This window comes from Xanthomonas sp. NCPPB 1068 (assembly GCF_041479385.2).
GTDB classification, from domain to species: domain Bacteria; phylum Pseudomonadota; class Gammaproteobacteria; order Xanthomonadales; family Xanthomonadaceae; genus Xanthomonas; species Xanthomonas cannabis.
Window position 1 is genome coordinate 4161656 of the sequence record NZ_CM192986.1, and the last position, 22959, is coordinate 4184614.

The following is a 22959-nucleotide window of genomic DNA, read 5'->3' on the forward strand; positions in this document are numbered from 1 at the left end:
ATGTTCAAAACTCTTGTACACGTGTGTGTGTTTCTCGTCGGCCTGTTGGCGGTTTGCTGGGTCGGGTTCGGCTATCTGGGCTCCAATCCGTTGGGCGCCTGCATCGCCGCGGTGATCGGTACCTGCTATCTGGCCGGTGCGCTGGAGCTGTATCGCTATCGCCAGGCCAGCGCCACGCTGGACACCGCGGTGTCCGGGCTGAGCGCCGCGCCGTCGGCACTGGATGCATGGCTGGCGCAGCTGCACCCGAGCCTGCGCAATGCGGTGCGTCTGCGCATCCAGGGCGCGCGCGTGGCGTTGCCGGCGCCCGTGCTGACCCCGTACCTGGTGGGCCTGCTGGTGCTGCTGGGCATGCTCGGCACCCTGCTCGGCATGATGGCCACGCTCAAGGGCACCGGCTTTGCACTGCAGAGCGCCACCGACCTGCAGGCCATCCGCGGCTCGCTGGCCGCACCGGTGGAAGGCCTGGCGTTTGCATTCGGCACCTCCATCGCCGGCGTCGCCAGCTCGGCCATGCTGGGCCTGTTGTCGGCGCTGTGCCGGCGCGAGCGCCTGCAGGCGGTGCAGCGGCTGGACCTGAAGATCGCCGCCGAGCTGCACCCGCATTCGGAAGCGCACCAGCGTGATGAAGTGTTCAAGCTGCAGCAGCAGCAGAGCGCGTTGATGCCGGCACTGATCGACCGGATGCAGGCGCTGATGAGCAGCATCGAGCAGCACAGCATCGCGGCCGACCAGCGCCTGGCCGCGCATCAGGCCGACTTCCATGCCAGAACCGAGGCGGCGTACACGCGGCTGGCCACGTCGATGGAACAGTCGCTGCAGGCCGGCGTTGCCGACAGCGCGCGCGCGGTCGGCGCGGCATTGCAGCCGGCGATGGAAGCCACCATGGCCGGCATTGCGCGCGACACCGCCGCACTGCACGAACGCCTGACCCAGGCCGTGCAGCTGCAGCTGGACGGCATCAGCAGCGGCTTCGATCGCAGTGCGAGCAGTGCGGCCAGCCACTGGGCCAGCGCGCTTGCCGCGCAGGAACAGGCGCAGCGCGCGCTCCACACCCAGCTGCAGGACACCCTGGAGCAGGTCGCCCACCACAGCACCGCCGTGCAGGAAGGCGTGAGCACGGCCGTGCAGCAGCAGTTGCACGGGCTCAGTGCCGGCTTCCAGGACAGCGCACGCACCGCCGCCGACCAGTGGCAGGCCGCCCTGGCCGCGCAGGAGCGCGCGCAGCAGGCACTCACGGAACAAATGCAGTCACTGCTGGCGCAGGTCGATGAGCGCAGCAGCGCCGTGCAGGACAGCGTCACCCGCGCGGTGCAGCAGCAACTGAGCGCACTCGACGATGGCCTTGCACGCAGCCATGCCGCCACCGCCGCGCACTGGGCCACGGTGCTTGCCGAACAACAGCGCGCCACCCAATCGCTCAGCACCCAGCTGCAGGCCACGCTGGAACAGCTGGCCCGCCAGACCAGCGCCCTGCAGGACGGCGTGCAGCAGGCCGTGCAGCAGCAGCTGGAGGGCTTGAACAGCGGGTTCGAGACCAGCACGGCCGCGGCCGCGGCCAGCTGGACCGCTGCGGTGGCCGAGCAGCAGCGCAGCAACCACGCGCTCACGCAGGACCTGCAACATGCATTGACCGAGTTCGCCAGTACCTTCCAGGCGCGCTCCGGCGCCCTGGTCGATGCGGTGGCCACGCGCATGGACCAGTCCAGCAGCGAGGCCGCCACCGCATGGACGGACGCACTGGCACAGCAGCAGCAGGCCAGCGCTGCGCTGGCCACCCAGCACCAGGCCGCACTGGCCGCCGCCACCGCCAGCTTCGACGCACAGGCCGCATCGCTGGTGGGCACCTTGCAGCACGCGCATGGCGATCTGCAGGCCGCGCTGGAAGCGCGCGATGCGCAGCGTCTTGCCCTGTGGAGCGAGCGCTTCACCGCGATGAGCGCCACGCTCACCGCGCAATGGGAACAGACCGGCGAGCGCGTCACCCGGCAACAGCAGGCCATCTGCGACACCCTGGCCAGCACCGCCAGCGAGCTGTCCACGCAGGCGCAGGCGCAGGCCAGCGCCACCATCAGCGAGGTCTCGCGCCTGATGCAGATCGCCGCCGAAGCGCCCAAGGCCGCCGCCGACGTGGTGGCCGAGCTGCGCCAGAACCTGTCCGAGAGCATGGTGCGCGACACCGCCATGCTGGAAGAACGCACCCGCCTGCTGGCCACGCTGGACACCTTGCTCGACGCGGTCAATCACGCTTCCACCGAACAACGCCAGGCCGTGGACGCGCTGGTCACCACCTCGGCAGACCTGCTGCAACGGGTGGGCACCCAGCTCACCGAGCAGATCGGCAGCGAAACCGGCAAGCTCGGCGCAGTGGCCGCGCATGTCAGCGGCAGCGCAGTGGAAGTGGCCAGCCTGGGCGAAGCCTTCGGCGTGGCGGTGCAGCTGTTCAGCGGCGCCACCGGCGAGCTCAACGAGCGCCTGCAGCACGTGGCCACCGCACTGGATGCCTCGCTCGCGCGCAGCGATGACCAACTGGCGTACTACGTGGCGCAGGCGCGTGAGGTGGTGGACCTCAGCATGCTGTCGCAGAAGCAGATCATCGAAGAACTGCGTCAGCTCGATGGCCGCCGCAGCGATGCCGGCGCAGCGGAGCCGGCATGAGCGACGAGATCGAAAGCGACGGCGAGTCCGGCACGCCGATCTGGGCCGCCTTCGGCGACCTGATGTCGGTACTGCTGGGCGCGTTCGTGCTGATCCTGGTCGGCGTGATCGGCGTGCAGCTGCAGCTGTCCAGCCGCCTGGACCAGGAGGTCAGGCAGCGCCAGGCCGAAGCGCAGCGCCGCAAGACGCTGGAACAGGCGCTGGCCGCGCCGCTGGCCGCCGGCCGCGTGACGCTGGTGGATGGCCGCATCGGCATTCGCGGCAACGTGCTGTTTGCGTTCAACTCCGATGAATTGCAGCCGGACGGCCGCGAGGTCCTGAAGTCGCTTGCCGCCCCGTTGGCGCAGTACCTGCGCGCCCGCGAAGAGATCCTGATGGTCAGCGGCTTCACCGACGACCGCCCGGTACTGGGCGGCAACCGCCGCTATGCCGACAACTGGGAACTGTCTGCGCAGCGCGCGCTCACCGTGACCCGGGCGCTGATCGCCGACGGTGTGCCGGCCGCCTCGGTGTTCGCCGCCGCGTTCGGCGCGCAGCAACCGGTGGATTCCAACGCCGACGAAGCGCGCCGCGCCAGGAACCGCCGCGTGGAAATCGCACCGATCGCACGCCCGGCGACCGCGCGTGCGCCCTCGTCCGCAGCGCCGGCACCGGCAGCGGCCACGCGATGACCACCTCGGCGACATCCGCCTACGCGCGGCTGGCGCGCTGGCGCAACGACGGTGCCGACCAGCTCGACCCGGTGCGCTTTCATCTGATGCAGGCATTGGCCGCACGCGCGCAGACGCAGACCGATGCGGTGCGTGCGGTGCTGGAAGACAGGCTGGATGCATTGGTCGATGCATATGCGGCCACGCTGAAGGATGCGGCGCGTCGTCGTGCCACCGGCCCTGCCGATCCAGGTGCCTTGCAACGCAGTGCCCTGCGCGCGGTGACCGACCAGCTGGCAGGCCATGCCGCCTTGATGGAAGTGGACAGCAGAAAGACCGCAGCGCCCGATGCGCAGCTGTTCCCGGAACTGCCGGCGCTGGACGATTTCCGCCGTACCTGGACCACCGTGCGCACTGCCAGCCAGGTGCGGCAGTCGCTGCAGGATGCGCCCAAGGACGCCGGCCCGCTCAATTCCAGCGTACTGGTGCACCGCTGCATCACCCTGATGCGCGAACGCTCGCCCGGCTATCTGCAGCACTTCCTCGGCTATGTGGACGCGCTGTCGTGGCTGGAGCAGATGCAAAGCGGCGGCGTACTGGCCGATGACGCGGCCGCGCCGCTGCCAGCGCCCAGGAAGCGCAGCCGCAGCGGCACCACCAAGCGGCGCAGCCCGGCGTAAGTTTGTGCGCGGTGCGGCAGCCCGTGGTGGGCGATCCGCTTGCTCATCGAGCACGGCCGGGTGTTCATCCTGCGCGCACTGCGCGCCATCTTGCGCATGCAGCCTGCGGCAGGCTTCGCCAACACCGCGCTGCACAGCGCGTGCAGCGCGGCATGGTCCTACGACGCCGGCTCGGCGATGGCATCGAAGCGCGGCGCGCGCTCGAAGTCCGCGCGCGTAAACGGGCGGTCGCGGAACAGGTAACCGTAGTAGAACGTGCGCAACCGCTGATGGTAGGCGCGGATGCGGTCCTGGTAGGCCAGTTGTGCACGCAGGTCGGTCTGCGCCAGCCGCGTCAACGCGGCCTGCAGCGCCACCGGCGGCAGCACCATGGCGGCACGCTGCGCGAGCGCTTCGCGACGCACCAGCCCCTGGCGGTACGCGGCCACCTGCGTGGCCACCTGCTGGTCGCCGTTTTCGTGGAAGGCGAAATACCACTTGTAGTGGAAGGCGTCGGTCAACGGCGCCGAATCGGCCCACTGCGGGTTGCGCGCGTAGAAGCGCTGCATGGTGGCCTGGCGCGGAATATCCCAGGCGTGGTTGACCGCCTCGCGCTGCAATCGTGCGATCTCGGTGCCCTGGGTGACCGGTACCGCCTCGTTGATCGCCACATGCGCCAGCGCCGGTGCCACCAGGGCCAGCAGCACCCAGCAGGTGGCCAGTGCCGTGGCATGCGCGGCGGGCCGCCAGCGCAGGCGGCCCACCACCACCGCCAGCAGTACCCAGAACAGCAGGTACGCGCAGGTCAGCGCCAGCACGGCCAGTTGCTGCAGCAGCGGTACGCCGCTGACGCCGGCGGCAATGAAGAACGGCACGGCCAGGCACAGCAGTACCGCCAATGCACGCACCGTCACCCGTCGCATCCACACCCTGGCGCCGGCACCCGGCAGCGCCGCCAGCATGCGCGCGCGCCCTGCCTCGCGCTCGCCGGAACGCAGGTCGAACAGCAGCGCAATCACGAACAGCGGCAGCAGGAACACCAGGACGAACGCGTAGTCGAAGCGGCCGGCCAGCGCCAGCTCGGGGTTGTAACTGTCGCCATCGTAGATCTGCGCCTCCAGCCCCAGCGCGCGCACGCGCAGGATGTACGGCGCCACATCGCGCATGCCCACCGCAGCGAATGCCAGCGGCGCGGGCGCATCCCAGGTCGGGTGAAAACTGTAGTAGGCCGCGCTGCCGGCATCGTTGCTGCGCGCGACATAGGCGGCCACCGCCGCGGTGTCTTCCTGCTGCAGCGCTGCAATGCGTGCGATGTTGGCGCGCTGCGCAGCGATGACGTGCTGCCCGGACAGCAGGCTGCACACGGTCAACAGCGCAAGCAGCACCAGGCCGGCCGCTGCAGCGCGCGCGCGCAGCAGCAACAGCAGTTCGTATTTCCATAGCAGCATCAGCGCGTCACTCCCACACGTCGGCCGGCGACGACCAGCATGCACAGCGCCACCAGCAACCACGCCCCGATCAGTCCCAGCGGGATGCGCGTCGCGCCGATCACCTCGTCGGTGGACGCCGGCACGAACGCGAATACCGGAATCGCATGCCAGTGCGCTGCGGAAATGCGCTTGCGCCGGTCCGCACCGGCATCCTGCGCGGTGTCGTCGGCCATGCGCACCGCATCGGCCTGCAACTGGTTGAGCTGTTGCACCAGCGTGTAGCGATAGCGCTCGGCCTGCGCCAGAAAGTGCGCGTGCGCGCGCAGATCGGTGCGTGCCAACGCCATCGACACCTCGCGCAGCGCCACCGTCGGGCTCAGCACCGCGAAGCTGCGCACCAGCAGGTTCTGGTCCTGCTGGATGCGGGCATCGCGCGCGGCGTAGCGTTCGAACAGGCTGGCGCTGAGCCGCTCGCCTTCCAGTGCGAGCAGGCCCTTGTAATTGACCGGCAGGTCTTCCACGCGCTGGACACCGTAGCGGCGCAGCACCTGCTGCTTGAACTGAGCAAAGTGCGGGTCATCCGGGTTATGGCTGTCCCCGAGCGTGCGCAGATCGCGCTGGATGGCCACATCGGTTTCCAGCCGCGTGGGCAGCCGGTACGCCGCACTGGCCACATCCGGCGCCACCCGCGGCACCAGCACGGCCAGCCACACCCACAGCGCCAGCGACACCAGCAGCGCATCGCGCCCGCGCCGGCACAGCATCGAGACCGCCAGCACCAACGCGCACCACAGCAGCAGATACGCCGCATACGCCAGCACCAGCAGCGCCACCGGCCCGGCCTGGCCGGGCACCAGGGCAATCGGTATCAGGCCGACCAGCGCCGGCAGCAGGCAGGCCCCGGCCACCGCAGCCAGTGCCAGATACTTGCCGCCAAGCAATTGCCGGCGCGTGGTGCCCTGCAACAGCAACACGCGCAGCGTGCCGGCCTCCTGTTCGCGCGCCACCGCGCCATAGCCCAGGAACACCAGCAGCAACGGTGCCAGTACCTGCAACACGAACGCCGGGGTCAGTTGGCCAAACCGCACCAGCAACGAACTCTGACGTACGTCGCCGAAGTTGGCGGTGTTCTGGCGATGGCCTTCCAGGAACATGCTGTTGCCGGTGAACGCATCCACGCCCGCATCGAAGGCGGCCAGCGCCGGCAACGGGCGATAGATGAAGTGGCCGTAATGCACCACGCGATGCGGATGCCGGTCCGGCTGGGCCTCGAAGGCCTGCTGCGCGGCCTGTTGCTGACGTGCGCGGAACTCGGTGACCTGGCGCTGGTGATGCGCGGCAGTCAGCGTGGCCGCCAGCGTCAGCAGCATCAGCAACACCACGCCGATGGCGGCGGAGCGATTGCGTGCCATGAAGCGCAGTTCTTCGCGGGCGACCAACCACACCGCCCTCATGCGCGGCGGCTCATGCAGCGTGATCCTGCGGACGCGCAAAGCGCGCATGTAGGGAGCGCACATCGAACCCGCTGTCGCCGGCGCCGATCTGCTCGGCAATGCGCCCGTCTTCGAGAAAACCGATGCGGTCTGCAACGTCGACCGCGCCGAGCAGATCGTGCGTGACCATCAACACCGCACCGCCACGTTCGCGCACGCCGCCGACCAGGCGGTTGAAGTCGGCAATGGCGCGCGGGTCCAGCCCGGAGGTGGGCTCATCCAGCAGCAGCACCGGGACCTGGCGCAAGCTGGCGACGGCGATGGCCACCTTCTGGCGCATGCCCTTGGAGAACCCGGCCAGGCGCTGCGCCCACGCCTCGCGCTGCAGGCCTGCGGCGGCAAATGCCTGGCCGATCTCGGCATGGGCGCAGCGCTGCCCGGCCAGTGCGAGCAGGTAGTCGGCGTTTTCCATGGCACTGAGATGCTCATAGAGCGCCACGTTTTCCGGCAGATAAGCCAGCCGCGCACGTGCCTTGCCGGGCGCGGACACCGGGTCGACACCATCCACCAGCAGCGTTCCCGATGCTGGTTTCACAAAGCCCAGCAAGGCAGACAAGGTCGAGGACTTGCCGGCACCGTTGCCACCGAGCAAGGCGTAGACGCTGCCGGCGGCGACCTGAAGCGTGAGGCCTCGCAGCACGGCACGTCCGCGGTAGGCGACGTGCAGGTTGTCGATCGAGATCGCCGGCGCTGGCTGTGGAGATGGGGACATCGTGCCGATCATGGGTAAAATGATACGTTATCACATTCCCGGCCCAGGCCTGAGATGCCCGGCCGCGCGCGACGCCCGCATGGCCTTGCGCAGGCTGCAGCGGACCGTCGCGACCAGTGCCGCGCCCGTCACTCGACACTGGCGGCAGACCGCACGGCCACCGCCTTCATCAGCCCCATCACTGTCACCACCTCCACACGAGATTGCGCACGCCACATGAGTTCCGATCCACGCACTTGCCCCGACTCCACGCACGCCGGTCACCGCGTCGCCTCGCCCTGCTCCCCGCGCCCCGGCTTTCACCGCACGACACGTGCCGCCTCTGCCTGCCTGCTCGCGGCCGCATGTCTTGCTGCAGCGCCGCTTGGCGCACAGCCACTGGAAACCACTGCCCTGTTGCCGCCAGTGCGCGCCTGGCATGGGGCGAGCGAGGCGTTGATCGCCGGTCCAGCCGATCCGTGGATCACGCCGGCCGAGCGCAGCGATTTCGTCAGCACGCCCAGCTACGAAGAAACGCGTGCGTGGTTGCAGCGCCTGGTCGCGGCCTCGCCGCTGCTGTCGCTTGAAGTATTCGGCAAGACCAGCGAAGGGCGCGACCTGCTGCTGGTGCGCGCGCGCAAGGGCGAGCCGGGCAAACCGGTGGTGCTGGCGCAGGCCGGCATCCATGGCGGCGAGATCGATGGCAAGGACGCCGGGCTGATGCTGCTGCGCGACATCGCCCAACGCGGCAAGGACGATCTACTGGATGCGGTGGACTTCGTGTTCGTGCCCATCCTCAACAGCGACGGCCACGAACAACGCGGCCCGCTGGTCGGCGCCGCATTGCGTGGCCCGCAACAGATGGGCTGGAACACCACCACGCGCGGCATCAACCTCAATCGCGATTATCTCAACCTGGAGGCGCCGGAGACGCGCGCGATGGTCACGTTGCTGCACACGCTTGACCCCGCGCTGTACATCGACCTGCATGTCAGCGGCGGGCTCGATCATCAGTACGACATCACCTTTACCTTCGCCGGTTGGGGCACATATGCACGTTCGCGCGCCACTGCCGGCTGGCTGCAGCAACGCTTCACGCCGGCCGTCAACGCCGCGCTGCGCAACCAGGGCCACACACCTGCGATCTACCCCAGCCTGATCGACGAAGATGCGCCGCGCTCGGGCCTGCGCTATTCGCCGGAAGGCCCGCGTTACTCCACCGGCTACGGCGATTTCGCCGGCATTCCCACCGTGCTGGTGGAAAACCACCGGCTGAAGTCGTACCGGCAGCGCGTGCTCGGCGACTACGTCCTGCTCGAAGAAGCGTTGCGCCTGGTCGGTCGCGATGCAAACAAGATCGCTGCCGCCAAGCGGGCCGATCGTGCCGCACGTCCGCAGGAATTGATGGTGGCCTGGGAACGCCTGCCGCAGCCGATCGACCACATCGCGTTCAAGGGCGTGACCTATACCCGCGCGCCGTCGCCGGTCTCCGGCCGGCAGGAATTGCGCTGGGAAGGCCGCGATGAAACCTGGACGATGCCGGTGATCGGTTACCGCCAGACGCAGGCGGTGCAGTATCCGGTGGCCTGGTGGATTCCCCCCGGCTACGACGACGTGCTTGCGTTGCTCGACACGCATGGCATCCAGTACGAACGTCTGCAGCAGCCGCGCCAGCACACGGTGCAGCAGATTCGCATCACCAATACCAGTACCGACGCCACCAGCAAGCAGGTCGCGCGCACAGACAGCGTGGACGAGCTCCTTCCTGCCGGCAGCATCCGCGTGCCCGCCGATCAATCGATGCGCATGTTGGCCGCCGCATTGCTGGAGCCGCTCAGCAGCGATTCCCTGCTGGCCAGCGGACGGTTCCGCAACGCCGGCAGCCCCGACAGCGGGCTATACGGCGCCGAGCTGGTGGACTTTACCGAACGCCTGTTGCGCAGCGACGCCGCATTACGCCGCGAATTCGAGCACAAGCTGGCCAGCGATGCTGCGTTCCGCGCAGATGGCGATGCGCGACTGCAGTGGATCTACGCACGCTCACCCTACGCGGCGATCACTGGCTGGCGGTATCCGGTGCGGCGCGAAGTGACGCAATAGCGCCGCGCCTATGCGCAGCGCTTATCGCAGAGCGGGCGCCATCGGCGGCGCATGCTCGGCCATCAGCGCAATCACCCAATCGATGAACACCCGCAATTTTGCGCTGACGTGGCGGTTGGGCGGGAACGCAATCGACAAGGGCATCGGCTCCAGTTGCCAGTCTGCAAAGATCGGAACCAGCTCGCCGCTGGCGACATGCGCGTTGGCCATGTACACCGGCAGCCACAGCACGCCCATTCCCGCCAGCCCGGCGGCGAGATACGCATTGCCATCGTCGGCGGCCACAACGTGCCGCCCGTGGACGCGCACCGCGTCGTCGCCCCGCTGCATCACATAGGGAACCGTCGTGGTAGTGCCCCAGCGCATGAAGCCGACGCAGCGATGCCGGGTGTTTTCCAGCTCGGACGGATGGGTGGGCATGCCCAGCCGCTGCAGATACGCGGGCGCGGCGTAGACGCCGGCCTGCAGGTCGGCCACGTGGCGCGCGATCAACGACTGGTCGGTGATGGTGCCCCCGCGTATCACGCAATCCACGTTCTCGCCGATCAGGTCCACGCGACGGTCGCTGACGCCCATGTCCAGCTGGATATCCGGATAGCGCGCATGAAAGGCCGGCACCGCCGGCATCAGGATCAGCCGCGCCAACGGGCTGGGCACATCCACGCGCAGGCGCCCGCGCGGCAGTGTCGAGGCATCGGACAGGCTGGTTTCCGCGTCGTCCATGTCGGCCAGCAGGCGCACCACGCGGTCATAGTAGGCCGCGCCATCGGCGGTCACCTGCACCCGGCGCGTGGTGCGGTGGAGCAGGGTCACCCGCAGGCGCGCTTCGAGCTGCTGCACCAGCTGGGTGACGCTGGCCCGGCTCATTTGCAGCGTGTCTGCGGCCTTGGTGAAACTGCCGGCCTCTACCACCCGCGCAAACGCCTGCATCGCATCGAACCGATCCATCGCCACTCCCGCACCCAGATTGTTTGGATTCTACAAACAGTGTTGGTCAAGGCTGCGGATTTATCGCACGCGGCCACGCGTTTAGGGTGGAGCTCCGTTCTGTCGCACTTCGAAGGAGACCTCCATGGCCACACGTGACGTTGTTTTACCGCCGGGCCGCCACGCCTTGTATGAGCGCCATCGCTATTCGCCGGCGGTACGTGCCGATGGCCTGCTCTTCGTCGCCGGCCAGGTCGGCAGCCGCGAAGACGGCTCGCCCGAGCCCGACCTGGACGCGGAGATCGCGCGCGCCTTCAGCAATCTGGACGCCATCCTCAGCGCGGCCGGCTGCACCTCGCAGGACGTGGTGGATGTCACCTTGTTCATGGTCGATCCCGAGGTGGTGTTCGACGCTGCCTGGAACCGGTGGGCCGATTACTGGGGCCCGGCCCCCTACCCCACCGTCACCGCCGTGGGGGTGACCTGGCTGGCCGGCTTCCGGTTCGAGATCAAGGTGGTCGTCAAGTCGCCGGCGACCGATCACGCGTCGGCTGCCTGATCCCGGCGTGGGCTCCCACGCCATGATGGCAACGAGCTGACGGCCGTCGAGCACCAAGCGGGTGACCGCGACGATGCCAGCGACGCGGATGACTCCCGCTGGCCGACCACCACACGACAACGCCACGCCCACGCGTGGCGTTGTCGTATGCGTCAGGCCAGCGCGCAGGGCACGCGTGGTAGCGCCGTGCGCCCGCGATCTTCAACTCCTGCGCCATCGGCTGCGCTCAACATCGAAGCGGTGCCGGACAAAAACGTCCATCCACCCGTGGCGATTGGGTAATCCAGGCATTCCGATAGCGCCGGGCTATCGTTCATTTCCGTACTGTCTCCGGCGAATTAACCGTTTCTTAAATTCGTAAAAAACTCGCTAAAGCGATGCCAGAGGCGGCCGCTACCGGGGATCAGCGCCACCAGATGCGCATCGCCGTTCTGCCCGCTGCGCTCCTGGCGCGGCGTCCATCATCTTCCTAGCGAGACCGCAATGAACCTGACCGTCAAACTGCTCAGTGGCGCCATCGCCCTGGCCTCGTCGACCTGCGCCTACGCGCAGGAGGACTCGATGTTTTCCTTCAGCGGCTTCGGCACGCTGGGCGTGGTGCACTCGACGGAGGATCAGGCCGACTTCACGCCCGACATCCAGACCGTGGAAGGCGTTGGCGCAAGCCACTCCACCTCCGCCCGCCCGGACTCGCGCATCGCCGGCCAGGTCAATGCCAACTTCACCGACAACTTCACCGGCGTGCTGCAGGTGACCAGCGAATACGCCGAGCGCGCCGACTACGCGCCCAAGGTGACCCTGGCCCACGTGAAGTACCAGTTCGGCCCGCAGTTCGCCGCCCGCCTGGGCCGCATCACCGCGCCGTTGTACATGCTCTCCGAATACCAGCGCGTGGGCTATGCCACCCCGTGGGTGCGCCCGCCGTACGAGGTCTACAACTACCTGCTGCCGATGGACGGCATCGAAGGCGTGTACACCATCAATGCCGGCGAAAGCGTGGTCAGCGTGCAGGGCTTCTACGGCCGCATCAATTCCAAGAAGGCCGACGTGTACGCCATGCGCGGCCTGGCCCTGGGCCTGGAATCGGGTGCATCGACCTTCCGTGCGGCCTACATCGTCGGCACCACCGACTTCGATTCGCCGTCGCTGGACCGCCTGTTCACCGCCTACCAGCGCATCAACCCGGCGCTGGCCAATCGCCTGACCACCTATGGCGTGGACGGCAGCTTCGCCAGCGTGGGCTACGCCTACGACCCGGGCAACTGGTTCCTGCGCACCGAAGTGATCCAGGCCGATTACTCGCCCTCGCTCAACGGCAAGACCACCTCCGGTTACCTCAGCGTCGGCGGCCGGTTCGGCACGCTGACCCCGTCGGTCACCTTCGGCAGCGTCGATCGCAAGGCCTCGCGCATCGCCCCGGGCCAGGACCCGGTCGGCATCATGACCCGTGCGCTGGCGCAGGCCGAAAGCGGCCGTCACAGCGTCACCGCCTCGCTGCGTTGGGATGCGCGCGAGAGCATGGCGTTCAAGCTGCAGGCCAGCCATATCAACAACAACGCCGGCTCGTTCGGCTCGTTGAACAACATCCAGCCGGGCTTCCGTCCGGGCGGCAGCTACAACCTGCTGTCGGCGTCCGTCGACTTCGTGTTCTAAGGGAGCCCCCATGAAACTTTCCAAGTATTCCGCAGGCTGCGCGCTTGCGCTGTTGTCGCTGGTTGCATTCTCGGCCAACGCCGACGTGGTGGTGGTGATGGCGGCCAAGGGCGGCCCGGACAGCCTGAGCGCGGCGCAGGTCTCGCAGATCTTCCTGGCCAAGTCCAACAGTCTGCCCGGCGGCGGCGCAGCGGTGCCGATCGACCAGGAAGAAGGTGCCGCCACGCGCGATGAGTTCTACAAGAAGGTCGCCTCGCGCGATGCGGCGCAGCTGAAGTCGTACTGGTCGCAGCTGATGTTCACCGGCAAGGCGCAACGCCCCAAGCGCGTCAGCGGCGACGACGCGGTCAAGAAGGCCGTGGCGGCCACGCCGGGCGCGATCGGCTACATCAGTGCCGCAGCCGTGGACGCCAGCGTCAAGGTCGTCCTGAAGCCGTGACCCGCCACCTGCTCGAGAGCCCTCTCATGAGACGCATTCTGTCGCTACCGTTGTTCTGGAAAATCCTGATGCCGGCAGCGGTGGCAATCATTTGCCTATCGGGCTATGTGGCTTTCAGCACGCTGGTGTTTCATCGCAACAACGACCGCCTGGAAGCGGTGCGCGACGTGCATTTCCCGATGCTCGACGCGATGACGCGCAATGTGGCCGCGCTGGACAAGCTCATCAGCGGGCTCAATGGCGCGGCCGCCGCAGGCGATGCGGACATGTTGGCGGCCACCAAACCGGTGGCCGACGACATCCACAGCTCCTACGTGAAACTGCAAAAATCCGACCCGGCCAACGCGCAGGAACTGGCACGCCTGGGCAAGCAGTTCGATCAGTACTACAGCCTGGCGCATGGCGTGGCCGCGGCGTTCGTGGAGCAACGTGAACCCGATGCCGCGCAGATGAGCGCCATGGCGCCGGCGCTGGAGACCTATCGCACCACGCTCACCGCCATGCAGAAGCGCGCCGATGCGCGCTTTCGCGGCACCGTGCAGGAAGCGGTGGACAGTTCGGTCACCGCCAGCATGACCGGCCTGCTGCTGGGCCTGGTCGGCGCGGTGGTGTGCATCGCGTTCGGCTGGATCGTGGCGCGTGCCATCACCCAGCCGCTCAACCGCGCGGTGGGCATTGCGCATGCGGTGTCGTCGGGCCGGCTGGACAACGCCATCTCGATCGACCGCAATGACGAGGTCGGCCAGCTGTTGCAGGCCATGGACAGCATGCAGCGCCAGCTGCGTCGCGTGATCCAGGCGCAAACCGACATGGGCGACAAGCACGAGGCCGGCATCGTCAGCCACCGCATCGCCGAGCAGGAGTTCCCCGGCGAGTTCGGCACCATGGTGCGCGCCAGCAACACGCTGGTGTCCAGCCATATCGCGGTCACCATGCAGATCGTGGCATTGACCGAGCGCTATGCGGCCGGCGACCTGTCGCAGCAACTGGAGGCATTGCCGGGCGAGAAGGCGGTGATCAGCCAGTCGATCAACGACGTGCGGGCCAGCCTGCTGTCGATCAATGGCGAGATCAAGCGCCTGGCGGCGGCCGCGGCGGCGGGCGACTTCAGCGCGCGTGGCGACGAGACCGCGTTCGAGTACGACTTCCGCCAGATCGTGGTGGACCTCAACCACCTGATGGGCACCTCCGACAAGAGCCTGGGTGCGTTGTCGCAGGTACTGCAGGCGATCGCCAACGGCGACCTGACCACGCGCATGCACGGCAACTTCGCCGGTGTGTTCGCGCGCATGCGCGACGATGCCAATACCACGGTGGAGCGCCTGACCGACATCGTCGCGCGCATCCAGCAGTCGTCGGCGGAAATCGATACCGCTGCCGGCGAGATTGCCGCCGGCAATCAGGACCTGTCGCGGCGCACCGAGCAGCAGGCAGCCAACCTGGAAGAAACCGCTGCCTCGATGGAAGAGCTCACCTCCACCGTCAAGCAGAACGCCGAACACGCGCATCAGGCCAACGAACTGGCACGTAGCGCCGCCGGCGTGGCGTCGAAGGGTGGCGAGGTGGTGAGCCAGGTGGTCGGCACCATGAGCGGCATCGAAGCGTCGTCGAAGAAGATCGCCGAGATCATCTCCGTCATCGATGGCATTGCCTTCCAGACCAACATCCTGGCCCTGAACGCGGCGGTGGAAGCGGCGCGCGCCGGCGAACAGGGCCGTGGCTTCGCGGTGGTGGCCAGCGAAGTGCGCACGCTGGCACAGCGCTCCTCCGGCGCCGCCAAGGAGATCAAGGAATTGATCGACGCCTCGGTGGGCAAGGTGGCCGAAGGCTCGGCGCTGGTGCACAAGGCCGGCACCACCATGACCGAGATCGTGGCCAGCGTGAATCGCGTCACCGACATCATGGGGCAGATCACCGCAGCCTCCAGCGAGCAGTCGGCCGGCATCGAGCAGGTCAATCAGACCGTCATCCAGATGGACGAAACCACCCAGCAGAACGCGGCATTGGTGGAAGAGGCCATGGCCGCCGCCCGCGCGATGGAAAAGCAGTCCAGCACCCTCACCCAGCTGGTGTCGTTGTTCCAGCTGGACGCGGCAACCCAACAAGAACGTGCGCTCGAAGAAGTCGCATAGCAGATCGCGATCCGCCGTGCGGATCGTTTCGCTGGATCGTCAACGACCCCCTGCTGCATCGATGCAGCAGGGGGTTTTTTTGTACGCTGGATGACGACCGCGCGGGCGACCGCAGCGACCGGGGCTGCGTAGCCTGAGGGAGCCGTTTGGCAAGTGCATAGCGCAGGCCCGGCAGGCAGGCGCGGCGACGAGGCACGACGCCGGTTAGGACCTACGCCATTCGACGTGACACGACGTCACCCGCATGCGCGGCAGTTGCGCAATGACCGGCAGCATCGCGACGATGCACCCATCCCGGCACATCGCTGGATGCCAAGTGCGTCACAGCCTGGCACTGCGGCGCGCCTGGCGCAGGTGTGTTGTCACGTTCGTCACACGCAAGCAACATTGGCATGCGATAGCTGTCGCGCTCGCTAGGGGACGGGCGAGCCATTGACCTCTCTCAGCGCACTGCGCATCACGTCGGTCTGCTCCTGGCACATCGGCGGCGGCGTCGTGCGTCCGACCGATTCGAAGGAGATTTGCCGCATGCGTTTCAGGACCCTGTTTGCCGTCGTGCTTCTTACCGCGTTCAGTGCCGTTGCCCAGGCACAGGTCGTCACGCTCAACAAAGGCGGTTACACGCTGCGTTACGACTGTACCAACCACACCACGCTGCGCTACGAATACGTGCTGCAAGCCGATACCGGCTCGGCCGCGCGCCCGTCCGGCTTCAATCTGGACACCGAGCTGCCCAGCGGCTGCGCCGGCCAGACCTCCACCGCCTCCTACGCCAGCGTGCGCAGCGGCTACGACCGCGGCCATCTGGTGACCTCCAACCACATGGACTACAACGCCACCTACATCCGTCGCGCCAACCTGATGTCCAACATCGTGCCGCAGGTGGCCAGCTTCAACCAGGGCATCTGGGTGCGCGCCGAAAACGTCGCCGAGTGCTACCGCGATATCGCCAGCGTGCAGGTCTATGGCGGGGTGATCTACAGCGACACCAGCAACGACTACTTCCTGACCAGCCACGGCATCCGCACCCCGGATTTCTTCTGGAAGACCATCATCACCGCCAACCCGGGCGGCGGCACGCGCGCCATCAGCTGGCTGATTCCCAATCGCGAAAATCTCGGCTCGCTGGACAGCTACATCGTCAGCATCGACGAACTCGAAGACCTGTACGGCGCCAGCACCATCGGCATCACCGCGCCGGCCGCCGTCAAGGCCATGCTGCCTGCCACCACCTGGCCGCAGCCGAGCAACTGCGACCTGGGCTGAGCCGCCCTGCATCCACGCCACTGCACCCAGCCCGGCATGCGCCGGGTTGGGTCATGCGCCATCGCGTGCGGCAAACCATGCGGCGTAGGGCGTGTTCCTGACCAGATGCCGATTGAGATCGTCGGCACCGTCGGTCCACCACACCGGGCCGCGTTCTCCCAGAGCCACCTTGGCAGCATCGACCCGGCGACGTGCCGCCGTCAGGGCGTGTGCATCGTCAGCGCGTTTGGCCGCCTTGACCGCGCGCCGCGCGTCCATCAACTCGCTCACCAGCGCCGCACGGGCCTCTTCGCTTAGATGCGGATTGGCCGTCCGCCAGAGCCGGCCACGCACGATGAGATAGCGCCCGTCCGGTGTGACCAGCGGCACGTCGGTCGTGCTCATTGCGGTGTCCGGGACACGGCGGTCGGCGTGCCTGCTCAGGCAACCGGTGCGAAGCGCGGGCGCATGGCGCCATCCACGTTCACCTGTTCCAGAAACATCGCATACGGCCTGACCCACAGGCCAACGTCGTTGTCCAACGGCCGGTACAGCACCAGCGGTTCCAGTGTCTCGCTGCTACGCACCACACCCAGCACCTCGTAGCGGCCGCCCTTGAAGTGGCGATATTCGCCCAGTGCAATAGTCGGTAGCGGTGGGAGTGTCTGCATGGTCGTCAGCGCAAGCGAGGGCTGTGGAGTGTAGGCCGGGTGGCGGCTGCTGACGAGCTGGCGCGCGCGCATGCGCCGATCGTCGTTCACCTGCAGCATGGACTGCGTCGCCAGGCGACGCCGCAGCGGTGCCGCAGCGGTGCCGCATCTTCGTTCCAGTGGCCCAACGAAGTCATGACGGCCGTGGCACCGGCACACATACCACCGGGCAGGCATCCACCGCACCTGCAGGCGTGCGCACCCGGACCGGGCACGCACGCGGCTCCGGATGCCGCGACGCGGCACCTGGAGCGGCGTCTGCGGTGCCTATTCGTCTTCGTCCTCGTCGACGTCGTCTTCGATGCCATCGTCGTCGTCGATCTCGCTGTCCTGGGCAGGGCCATCCTGCAGCAGGTCTTCGTTCTTGCCCGGCGCCTTGACGCCATTGGGCGGGGTGGGGTCGTCGATCCGTGTCGCGCCGCTGTCTTGGGTACGCATGCTGCTCTCCTGCGGCAGAAGGCCGCGCAGCCACCTTCCCCCCGCCGCCGTGATGTGGACGTGTGCCGTGCGCATACGCAGCGCGCAGGCACGCATGGCCGTCACAACGCAGCCGCCTGGTGAACCAGCGCCATCAGGCGATGCCCGCACATCCGGCCGGCGCACGCACCCGGCCGGTCACGACAGCCGCAGCCTCGCGTTACGCAACGCGTCGGCAGGCTGCACGCGTCTGCGGCTGAACTGCGTCATCGCGCCGCAGGCCCGCCCTGCATCTGCGCGTCAGCTGCCTGCGTAGAGAGGGGACACTCATCGGGACACCCACCATGCCGAGCCTGCACCGTGATCTGGAAGACCTGCTCGCCGCCTGGAAGGCGGAAGCGCGCACCTTTGATGCCTGCGACATGCCCGCCTCTGCCCTGGCCTTGCGCGACTGCCATCGCCGGCTCTCGGCATTGCTGGGCAGCCACAGCGCGCACCCGCCAACGGCCGACGTGGCCGTGACTGCCCACGCGCAGCCCACCACCACGCTGTAATCAGGCACGGCGGGTGGCGCCGGCCGAGGCGACCTGCCCTGGCGCGGTCGGCGGTCTCACCCCACCGGGCACAGCGGTGTTTCGCCGGGCCGTAACGTCAGCACACGCACACCGGTGCGCGTGACCGCCACGGTATGTTCAAACTGCGCCGACAGCTTGCCGTCGCGCGTGTACACCGGCCACTGGTCCGGCTGCGAGCGGATCGCCGCGCGTCCCTGATTGATCATCGGCTCGATGGTGAACACCATGCCCTCCTGCATGTGCAGGCCGGTGCCCGGGTGGCTGTCATGCAGGATCTGCGGCTCTTCGTGCATCTGCCGCCCGATGCCGTGCCCGCAGTAGTCCTTGACCACGCTGTAACCGTGCTCGTGCGCATGCCGGGCAATGGCATGCCCGATATCGCCCACGCGCGCGCCCGGCCGCACCGCGGCAATGCCCTTCCACATCGCCCGGTACGCTGTGTGCACCAGCCGCCTGGCGGCATAGGACACCTCGCCCACCAGATAGGTGGTGCTGGAGTCGGCGATGAATCCGTGCTTTTCCAGCGTGATATCCAGGTTGACGATCTGCCCGCTGCGCAACACGTCATCGGCCGATGGCACACCGTGGCAGACCACATCGTCGATCGACGCGTTGAGCACGTACTCGAAGCCGTATTGGCCCTTGCTGGCGGGCCGCGCACCCAGCTCCTGCACGATCATGCGCTCGACCAGCGCATTGAGTTCCAGCGTGCTGCGTCCTTCCAGCGGCACCTGGTCCAGCGCATGAAACACCTGCGCCAGCAGCTGGCCGGCCGTGGCCATCGCTGCGACCTCTTCCGGCTGCTTGATCATGCCCGCCCAGGCTTCAAAACCTGCGGCTTCAAGGCCTGTGGCCGCACCCCTGCCGCGCGCAACTCCTGCGCCACGATGTCCTGGAACGACATCGCCGGATGCATCTCGCACAGCATGCCGACCTTGATCCAGAAATTGGCCTGCGCATTGATCGACCGGCTGCTCACCGTACAGGCGCGGCGCAGTTGGTCATGCAGCTCGTCGTCGATATTGACGATGCCCATCGGTAATCTCCTGATCGTGAATATACGCAACGTATATGAAACATATATTCGCAGCAAGCAGCCGCTAGCGAGCGTCGCTTCGGCCGCGCTCCCTGGCATCAGACAGGACACTGCAAAAACTCAGCATCGCCACACGCCACCTACTGCGCGTCACTCCGGTGGGCACAACCTAACTGGCTCGATGAACACTCATCGTCTCGAGGTGCGCTCATCATCGAGCGTGCCCATGACTTCTTTGTCGGCAACCGCCTCACGCTGGCGTGTCTGGTAGTTGTCCGCGGCCACCGTCGGCTTCAATGAACCCAGCAGCACGCCGCGCAACAGGTCCGCATAGCTGCGGTATTCGGACGCGCGGTCGGCATACATTGCCGCCACCGAGGGTTGGCGCCGGCCATCCTTGCTGGCCAACCGCGTCACCAGATCGACACGCTCCTCGATCACGCGCAACGCCACCCGCAAGGCCTCGTCCACCGCGCCTTCCTTTTCCATTTCCAGCGCCTGCGCAGAATACGCATGCCCCACCTGGCACCTGAAACGCAGCCCGCCGTCACCTGCGATCTGGCTCAGCACGCCGCCACAGGCCGGGCAACTCAGCGTGGAGGGAGATGCGATCTGTGCGATCAATTCTCCTGTCGACGGCCGGCCGAGCGCGATATCCACCTCCAGCGTCAGCGCACCCAGATCGGCCTGGTTCGGCGACGGGCGCTGCTGCAGCAATTGCACGATGGCCTCTGCCAATCCCGCGCCGCAGGCAATGCGATCGGGCCTCAGCCGCTGCAGGGCGGCACGCGGCATTTCATCGGCATCGGCGTCGGCCGGATCCTGCACGATCACCGCACCACCGCAGGCCTGGATCGCCTCCAGCCCGGCGGCGCCATCGCCCAGCATGCCGGACAGCAACACCCCCACCACGCGCGGGCCAAACGCGAGCGCGGCCGACCGGAACAACGCATCGATGGCCGGACGCGACATGTTCTCGCGCGGCCCCACACCCAGGGCAAGGCGCTCACCGTTGAGCATCAAATGCCGATCCGGCACCGCCACATAGATGTGCCCTGGCAGCAGTGCCTGCCCGTCTTCGGCCACGTGTACGGCGAACTGCGGTGCGGCGCGACGCACCACGCTGTCCATGCCATCGCCGCGCGCAGACAGATGCATGACGATCAGGATCGACGCGGGCAGATCGTGCGGCAGCTCGCCCAGAAACGCGCGCAGTGCCGCGCCACTGCCCGCAGAGCCGCCGATGACCACGATATCGCGTTGCATTGCAGACCTCTCTCCCAAACCTGAGGTCACCAACCTGCACGCGCGGCCGTGCATGGTTCGTTAGATGCACGGCCAGCGCAGATCAGCGCCTGTGCAACACCATGACCTGGCAGCGCGTTGCAGCACGTGCAGTGCACTGGCACACCGCGCGCATGCGTGGTTCACACGCATGACATCGCTTGATCTCCTGCGGCGCGACATCGCAAGGGAAGCGAGGGCCGCCCGGTCCGGACAGGCGGCCGCCTGCGCAGGCGCAGTCCGCTGGCGAAGCGATCACCAAGGATGGCCCGGACGTGCATGCGGATCGATGGCACCGGTGCTGCTGCAGTCCTGCACGGCAGCACCAACGGCACAGCCGCTGCACGTCCCACCTTCAACCGGCAGGCCTGGCACGGCGACGATCGCTCGGGGACCTGATCAGTCGCGCACGGCGCCGCCCTGGACCTGCGGTTGACGCCGGCGCGTCTTGCCAATCAGCCGCCGCAGCACCGGCCACAGCGCAAAATGAGCAATTGCAGAGACGCTGGCGATCGCCACAAAGACGATGCAGGGCAGCACCGCGCCAAACACGAAGGTCATGCCCAACACGAAGCCGAACAGATATTCGGCACGGTACGCGCGGACCACCACTGCGCACAGCAGCAGCGTCACCAGCACACCGAACGCGACCGATTCGTTGCCGAGCACGAAGGCGACCGATAGCGACCCGCCAGCCGCCCACGCGCCGACCGCGCCTGCCACCGCGTTGCGGAACACCGCACCATCGCCAGCGGCCCGGCGTTCCACCACGCTGACGGCAAGCCAGCCCACCAGCGGCAGGCTGAGCAGCCCCCACCAGTTGGAGATGGCAGGCAGGTCTGCGCGGTTCAGCAGGTGATGGCTACGCACGCCGCCGTGGCTGTGCTCCCACGCCAGTTGCGCGATGGCGACCAGCACACCCAGCAACGGCATGCCCCAACGCCACCAAGATCTGTCCCGCTGTGCCATCCGTGCTCTCCTGGTGGTGGTCGTTGCGCGCCCTGCGTCGCCATGCGCTGACGCACGACCACTTTGCCGCAGCCGTCGGCGCGCCACGTGTGCTGGGCGGCACCATGACTTCTGGGTGTGATCATCGGCGCAGTCGCGCACGCGGGGTCACCACCGCGCACCGACAAGCGCTGTACAGCGGCACCGGCCTCAGAGGCAGGCATGTGGACAGGAGAGGTAGCCATGCACGACATCCATGTCGATGTCGGCAGTGTCGGTGCTGATGCGCAGAGCGTGCATGTGGGTATCGTCCGGAAGGATCGGCTCAACGGCGCACGGTGGAACTGCGTGCCTTTTTCGAATGCATCACCGTGGCGGCGGCGTCGCGGATGGCGCTGGTGATGTGCTGCAGCGTGCTGGACCTGACCGCCGAATACTGCCAGTACAGCGGCACATCGATATGACGCGTGGGCGAAATCAACACCACATCCCCGGCATCCACGGCGGGTGATGCCAGTGCATCCGGCGCAAGACACCAGCCCATCCCGCTGGCAGCGGCACGGACGAAGCCGGTGGACGTGGGCAGGTAATGAACCGGTGGCTGCAGCCTGGCGCGCGTCACATGGCGGATGAATCGTGCCTGCAGGTCGTCCTTGCGGTTGAAGGCCAGCAACGGCGCCCGCGCCAGCGACGCGGCCGACACGCCGTCAGCGAAGTGCCGGCCTGCAAATGCCGGCGAAGCGATCGCCACGTACCGCATCACGCCCAGCGCATGCACGTTGCAGCCCTGGATGGGGCGAGGCTCGGATGTCACCGCGCCGAGCACCGTGCCGTCGCGCAGCAGGCGCAGCGTGTGGTCCTGATCATCCACCCGCACATCCAGCAGATAGCCATGCGCGGCATGCAACCCGGCAATGGCCGGGATCACCCAGGTGACCAGCGAATCGCCGTTGACCGCAATTGCAACGGACTGGGTGCCACGGCGTTTCTCCGAGCGCGCAAACACGTCCTCGACTTCGGACTCCAGCGCCTGCAACGGGCGCACGCGGCGCAACAACTGCTCGCCCGCCGCAGTGGGGCGGCAAGGTGCGTCTCGCACGATCAAGATCTGGCCCAGCCGGTCTTCGAGCGCCTTGATCCGCTGCGAGACCGCCGACTGGGTAATGGACAGGTGGCGCGCCGCCGCCTCGAAACTGCCCTCATCCAGAACCGCCGAAAATGCCGCAAGCTGTGGATGCATGAGGATCATCGTGGCGCTCCATTAGACACGCTAATGCTGTAGAAGAATGGATCGTTTGTCTAATGCGCGACCTGCGCCAATGCTGGCACCTGTCATTGAGATCGGTGCCCCAC

The 22959-nt window shown here is 67.4% G+C and carries 22 protein-coding genes; 10 read left to right on the forward strand and 12 right to left on the reverse strand.

Annotation, left to right across the window (positions count from 1 at the left end):
• Genes ACCQ12_RS17635 through ACCQ12_RS17645 form a run of 3 tightly spaced genes read left to right on the forward strand, consistent with a single transcriptional unit; the run spans position 1 to position 3988 of the window.
• Complete coding sequence (locus ACCQ12_RS17635; protein WP_372382362.1) at positions 1 to 2658, forward strand: DUF802 domain-containing protein; 2658 nt, start codon at positions 1 to 3, stop codon at positions 2656 to 2658.
• Complete coding sequence (locus ACCQ12_RS17640) at positions 2655 to 3329, forward strand: OmpA family protein (protein WP_166752291.1); 675 nt, start codon at positions 2655 to 2657, stop codon at positions 3327 to 3329. Before ACCQ12_RS17635 ends, ACCQ12_RS17640 begins: the two co-directional genes overlap by 4 nt.
• Positions 3326 to 3988, forward strand: a complete 663-nt coding sequence (locus ACCQ12_RS17645; RefSeq protein WP_372382363.1) for a DUF2894 domain-containing protein — start codon at positions 3326 to 3328, stop codon at positions 3986 to 3988. The genes ACCQ12_RS17640 and ACCQ12_RS17645 overlap by 4 nt, the downstream gene beginning before the upstream one ends.
• A gap of 158 nt (positions 3989 to 4146) precedes the next feature.
• Here ACCQ12_RS17645 and ACCQ12_RS17650 read toward each other — a convergent pair whose 3' ends face one another.
• The 3 genes from ACCQ12_RS17650 to ACCQ12_RS17660 are packed head-to-tail and all read right to left on the reverse strand — an operon-like array spanning position 4147 to position 7602.
• On the reverse strand, positions 4147 to 5415 hold the full coding sequence (locus ACCQ12_RS17650; protein WP_372382364.1) for a DUF3526 domain-containing protein: 1269 nt from the start codon (positions 5413 to 5415) through the stop codon (positions 4147 to 4149).
• Complete coding sequence (locus ACCQ12_RS17655; RefSeq protein WP_372382365.1) at positions 5415 to 6851, reverse strand: ABC transporter permease; 1437 nt, start codon at positions 6849 to 6851, stop codon at positions 5415 to 5417. The genes ACCQ12_RS17650 and ACCQ12_RS17655 overlap by 1 nt, the downstream gene beginning before the upstream one ends.
• A gap of 10 nt (positions 6852 to 6861) precedes the next feature.
• Positions 6862 to 7602 carry an ABC transporter ATP-binding protein gene (locus tag ACCQ12_RS17660; protein ID WP_372382366.1) on the reverse strand — a complete coding sequence of 247 codons (741 nt, stop codon included), beginning with the start codon at positions 7600 to 7602 and terminating at the stop codon, positions 6862 to 6864.
• 330 nt (positions 7603 to 7932) lie between these two features.
• Between ACCQ12_RS17660 and ACCQ12_RS17665 the strand changes: the two genes are divergently transcribed.
• The gene (locus tag ACCQ12_RS17665; protein ID WP_372383656.1) at positions 7933 to 9681 is read left to right on the forward strand and encodes a M14 family metallopeptidase; all 1749 of its coding nucleotides are present in this window, start codon (positions 7933 to 7935) and stop codon (positions 9679 to 9681) included.
• 21 nt (positions 9682 to 9702) lie between these two features.
• On the opposite strand, the gene ACCQ12_RS17670 is transcribed toward ACCQ12_RS17665, so the two are convergent.
• On the reverse strand, positions 9703 to 10629 hold the full coding sequence (locus ACCQ12_RS17670) for a LysR family transcriptional regulator (protein ID WP_047694725.1): 927 nt from the start codon (positions 10627 to 10629) through the stop codon (positions 9703 to 9705).
• A 124-nt stretch (positions 10630 to 10753) separates the two neighbouring features.
• On the opposite strand from ACCQ12_RS17670, the gene ACCQ12_RS17675 reads away from it, so the two are divergent.
• The 5 genes from ACCQ12_RS17675 to ACCQ12_RS17695 all read left to right on the forward strand — a co-directional run bounded on the left by ACCQ12_RS17675 (position 10754) and on the right by ACCQ12_RS17695 (position 16657).
• On the forward strand, positions 10754 to 11167 hold the full coding sequence (locus ACCQ12_RS17675; protein WP_184441653.1) for a Rid family hydrolase: 414 nt from the start codon (positions 10754 to 10756) through the stop codon (positions 11165 to 11167).
• A 483-nt stretch (positions 11168 to 11650) separates the two neighbouring features.
• Positions 11651 to 12820, forward strand: coding sequence for a hypothetical protein (locus ACCQ12_RS17680; protein WP_184375458.1), 1170 nt, complete (start codon positions 11651 to 11653; stop codon positions 12818 to 12820).
• A 10-nt stretch (positions 12821 to 12830) separates the two neighbouring features.
• Positions 12831 to 13259, forward strand: coding sequence for a type 2 periplasmic-binding domain-containing protein (locus ACCQ12_RS17685; protein ID WP_039405919.1), 429 nt, complete (start codon positions 12831 to 12833; stop codon positions 13257 to 13259).
• Positions 13256 to 15391: a methyl-accepting chemotaxis protein gene (locus ACCQ12_RS17690; protein ID WP_104579520.1), complete on the forward strand. Its 2136-nt coding sequence runs from the start codon at positions 13256 to 13258 to the stop codon at positions 15389 to 15391. The genes ACCQ12_RS17685 and ACCQ12_RS17690 overlap by 4 nt, the downstream gene beginning before the upstream one ends.
• Positions 15392 to 15919: 528 nt before the next feature.
• Complete coding sequence (locus ACCQ12_RS17695; protein WP_166749389.1) at positions 15920 to 16657, forward strand: DNA/RNA non-specific endonuclease; 738 nt, start codon at positions 15920 to 15922, stop codon at positions 16655 to 16657.
• A gap of 51 nt (positions 16658 to 16708) precedes the next feature.
• Here the strand turns inward: ACCQ12_RS17695 and ACCQ12_RS17700 are convergent, their stop codons facing one another.
• The 3 genes from ACCQ12_RS17700 to ACCQ12_RS17710 form a co-directional block, all read right to left on the reverse strand.
• Entirely contained in the window at positions 16709 to 17041 is a 333-nt protein-coding gene (locus ACCQ12_RS17700; RefSeq protein ID WP_372382367.1) for a hypothetical protein, read from the reverse strand.
• Positions 17042 to 17076: 35 nt separating this feature from the next.
• Positions 17077 to 17307, reverse strand: coding sequence for a DUF1653 domain-containing protein (locus ACCQ12_RS17705; protein WP_047694715.1), 231 nt, complete (start codon positions 17305 to 17307; stop codon positions 17077 to 17079).
• Between the two features lie 306 nt (positions 17308 to 17613).
• Positions 17614 to 17784 carry a hypothetical protein gene (locus ACCQ12_RS17710; RefSeq protein WP_068835610.1) on the reverse strand — a complete coding sequence of 57 codons (171 nt, stop codon included), beginning with the start codon at positions 17782 to 17784 and terminating at the stop codon, positions 17614 to 17616.
• A 323-nt stretch (positions 17785 to 18107) separates the two neighbouring features.
• Here ACCQ12_RS17710 and ACCQ12_RS17715 point away from each other — a divergent pair, with 323 nt between their 5' ends.
• Positions 18108 to 18317: a hypothetical protein gene (locus ACCQ12_RS17715; protein ID WP_372382368.1), complete on the forward strand. Its 210-nt coding sequence runs from the start codon at positions 18108 to 18110 to the stop codon at positions 18315 to 18317.
• A gap of 56 nt (positions 18318 to 18373) precedes the next feature.
• On the opposite strand, the gene map is transcribed toward ACCQ12_RS17715, so the two are convergent.
• The 5 genes from map to ACCQ12_RS17740 all read right to left on the reverse strand — a co-directional run bounded on the left by map (position 18374) and on the right by ACCQ12_RS17740 (position 22855).
• On the reverse strand, positions 18374 to 19150 hold the full coding sequence (map, locus tag ACCQ12_RS17720) for a type I methionyl aminopeptidase (protein ID WP_372382369.1): 777 nt from the start codon (positions 19148 to 19150) through the stop codon (positions 18374 to 18376).
• Positions 19147 to 19374 (reverse strand): ParD-like family protein, encoded by a 228-nt coding sequence (locus tag ACCQ12_RS17725; RefSeq protein WP_372363171.1) that lies wholly within the window; start codon positions 19372 to 19374, stop codon positions 19147 to 19149. The genes map and ACCQ12_RS17725 overlap by 4 nt, the downstream gene beginning before the upstream one ends.
• A gap of 189 nt (positions 19375 to 19563) precedes the next feature.
• Positions 19564 to 20640, reverse strand: coding sequence for a chemotaxis protein CheB (locus ACCQ12_RS17730; RefSeq protein WP_372382370.1), 1077 nt, complete (start codon positions 20638 to 20640; stop codon positions 19564 to 19566).
• A gap of 417 nt (positions 20641 to 21057) precedes the next feature.
• Positions 21058 to 21591: a hypothetical protein gene (locus ACCQ12_RS17735; protein WP_372382371.1), complete on the reverse strand. Its 534-nt coding sequence runs from the start codon at positions 21589 to 21591 to the stop codon at positions 21058 to 21060.
• A gap of 340 nt (positions 21592 to 21931) precedes the next feature.
• Complete coding sequence (locus tag ACCQ12_RS17740) at positions 21932 to 22855, reverse strand: LysR family transcriptional regulator ArgP (RefSeq protein ID WP_372382372.1); 924 nt, start codon at positions 22853 to 22855, stop codon at positions 21932 to 21934.
• Positions 22856 to 22959 lie beyond the last annotated feature (104 nt).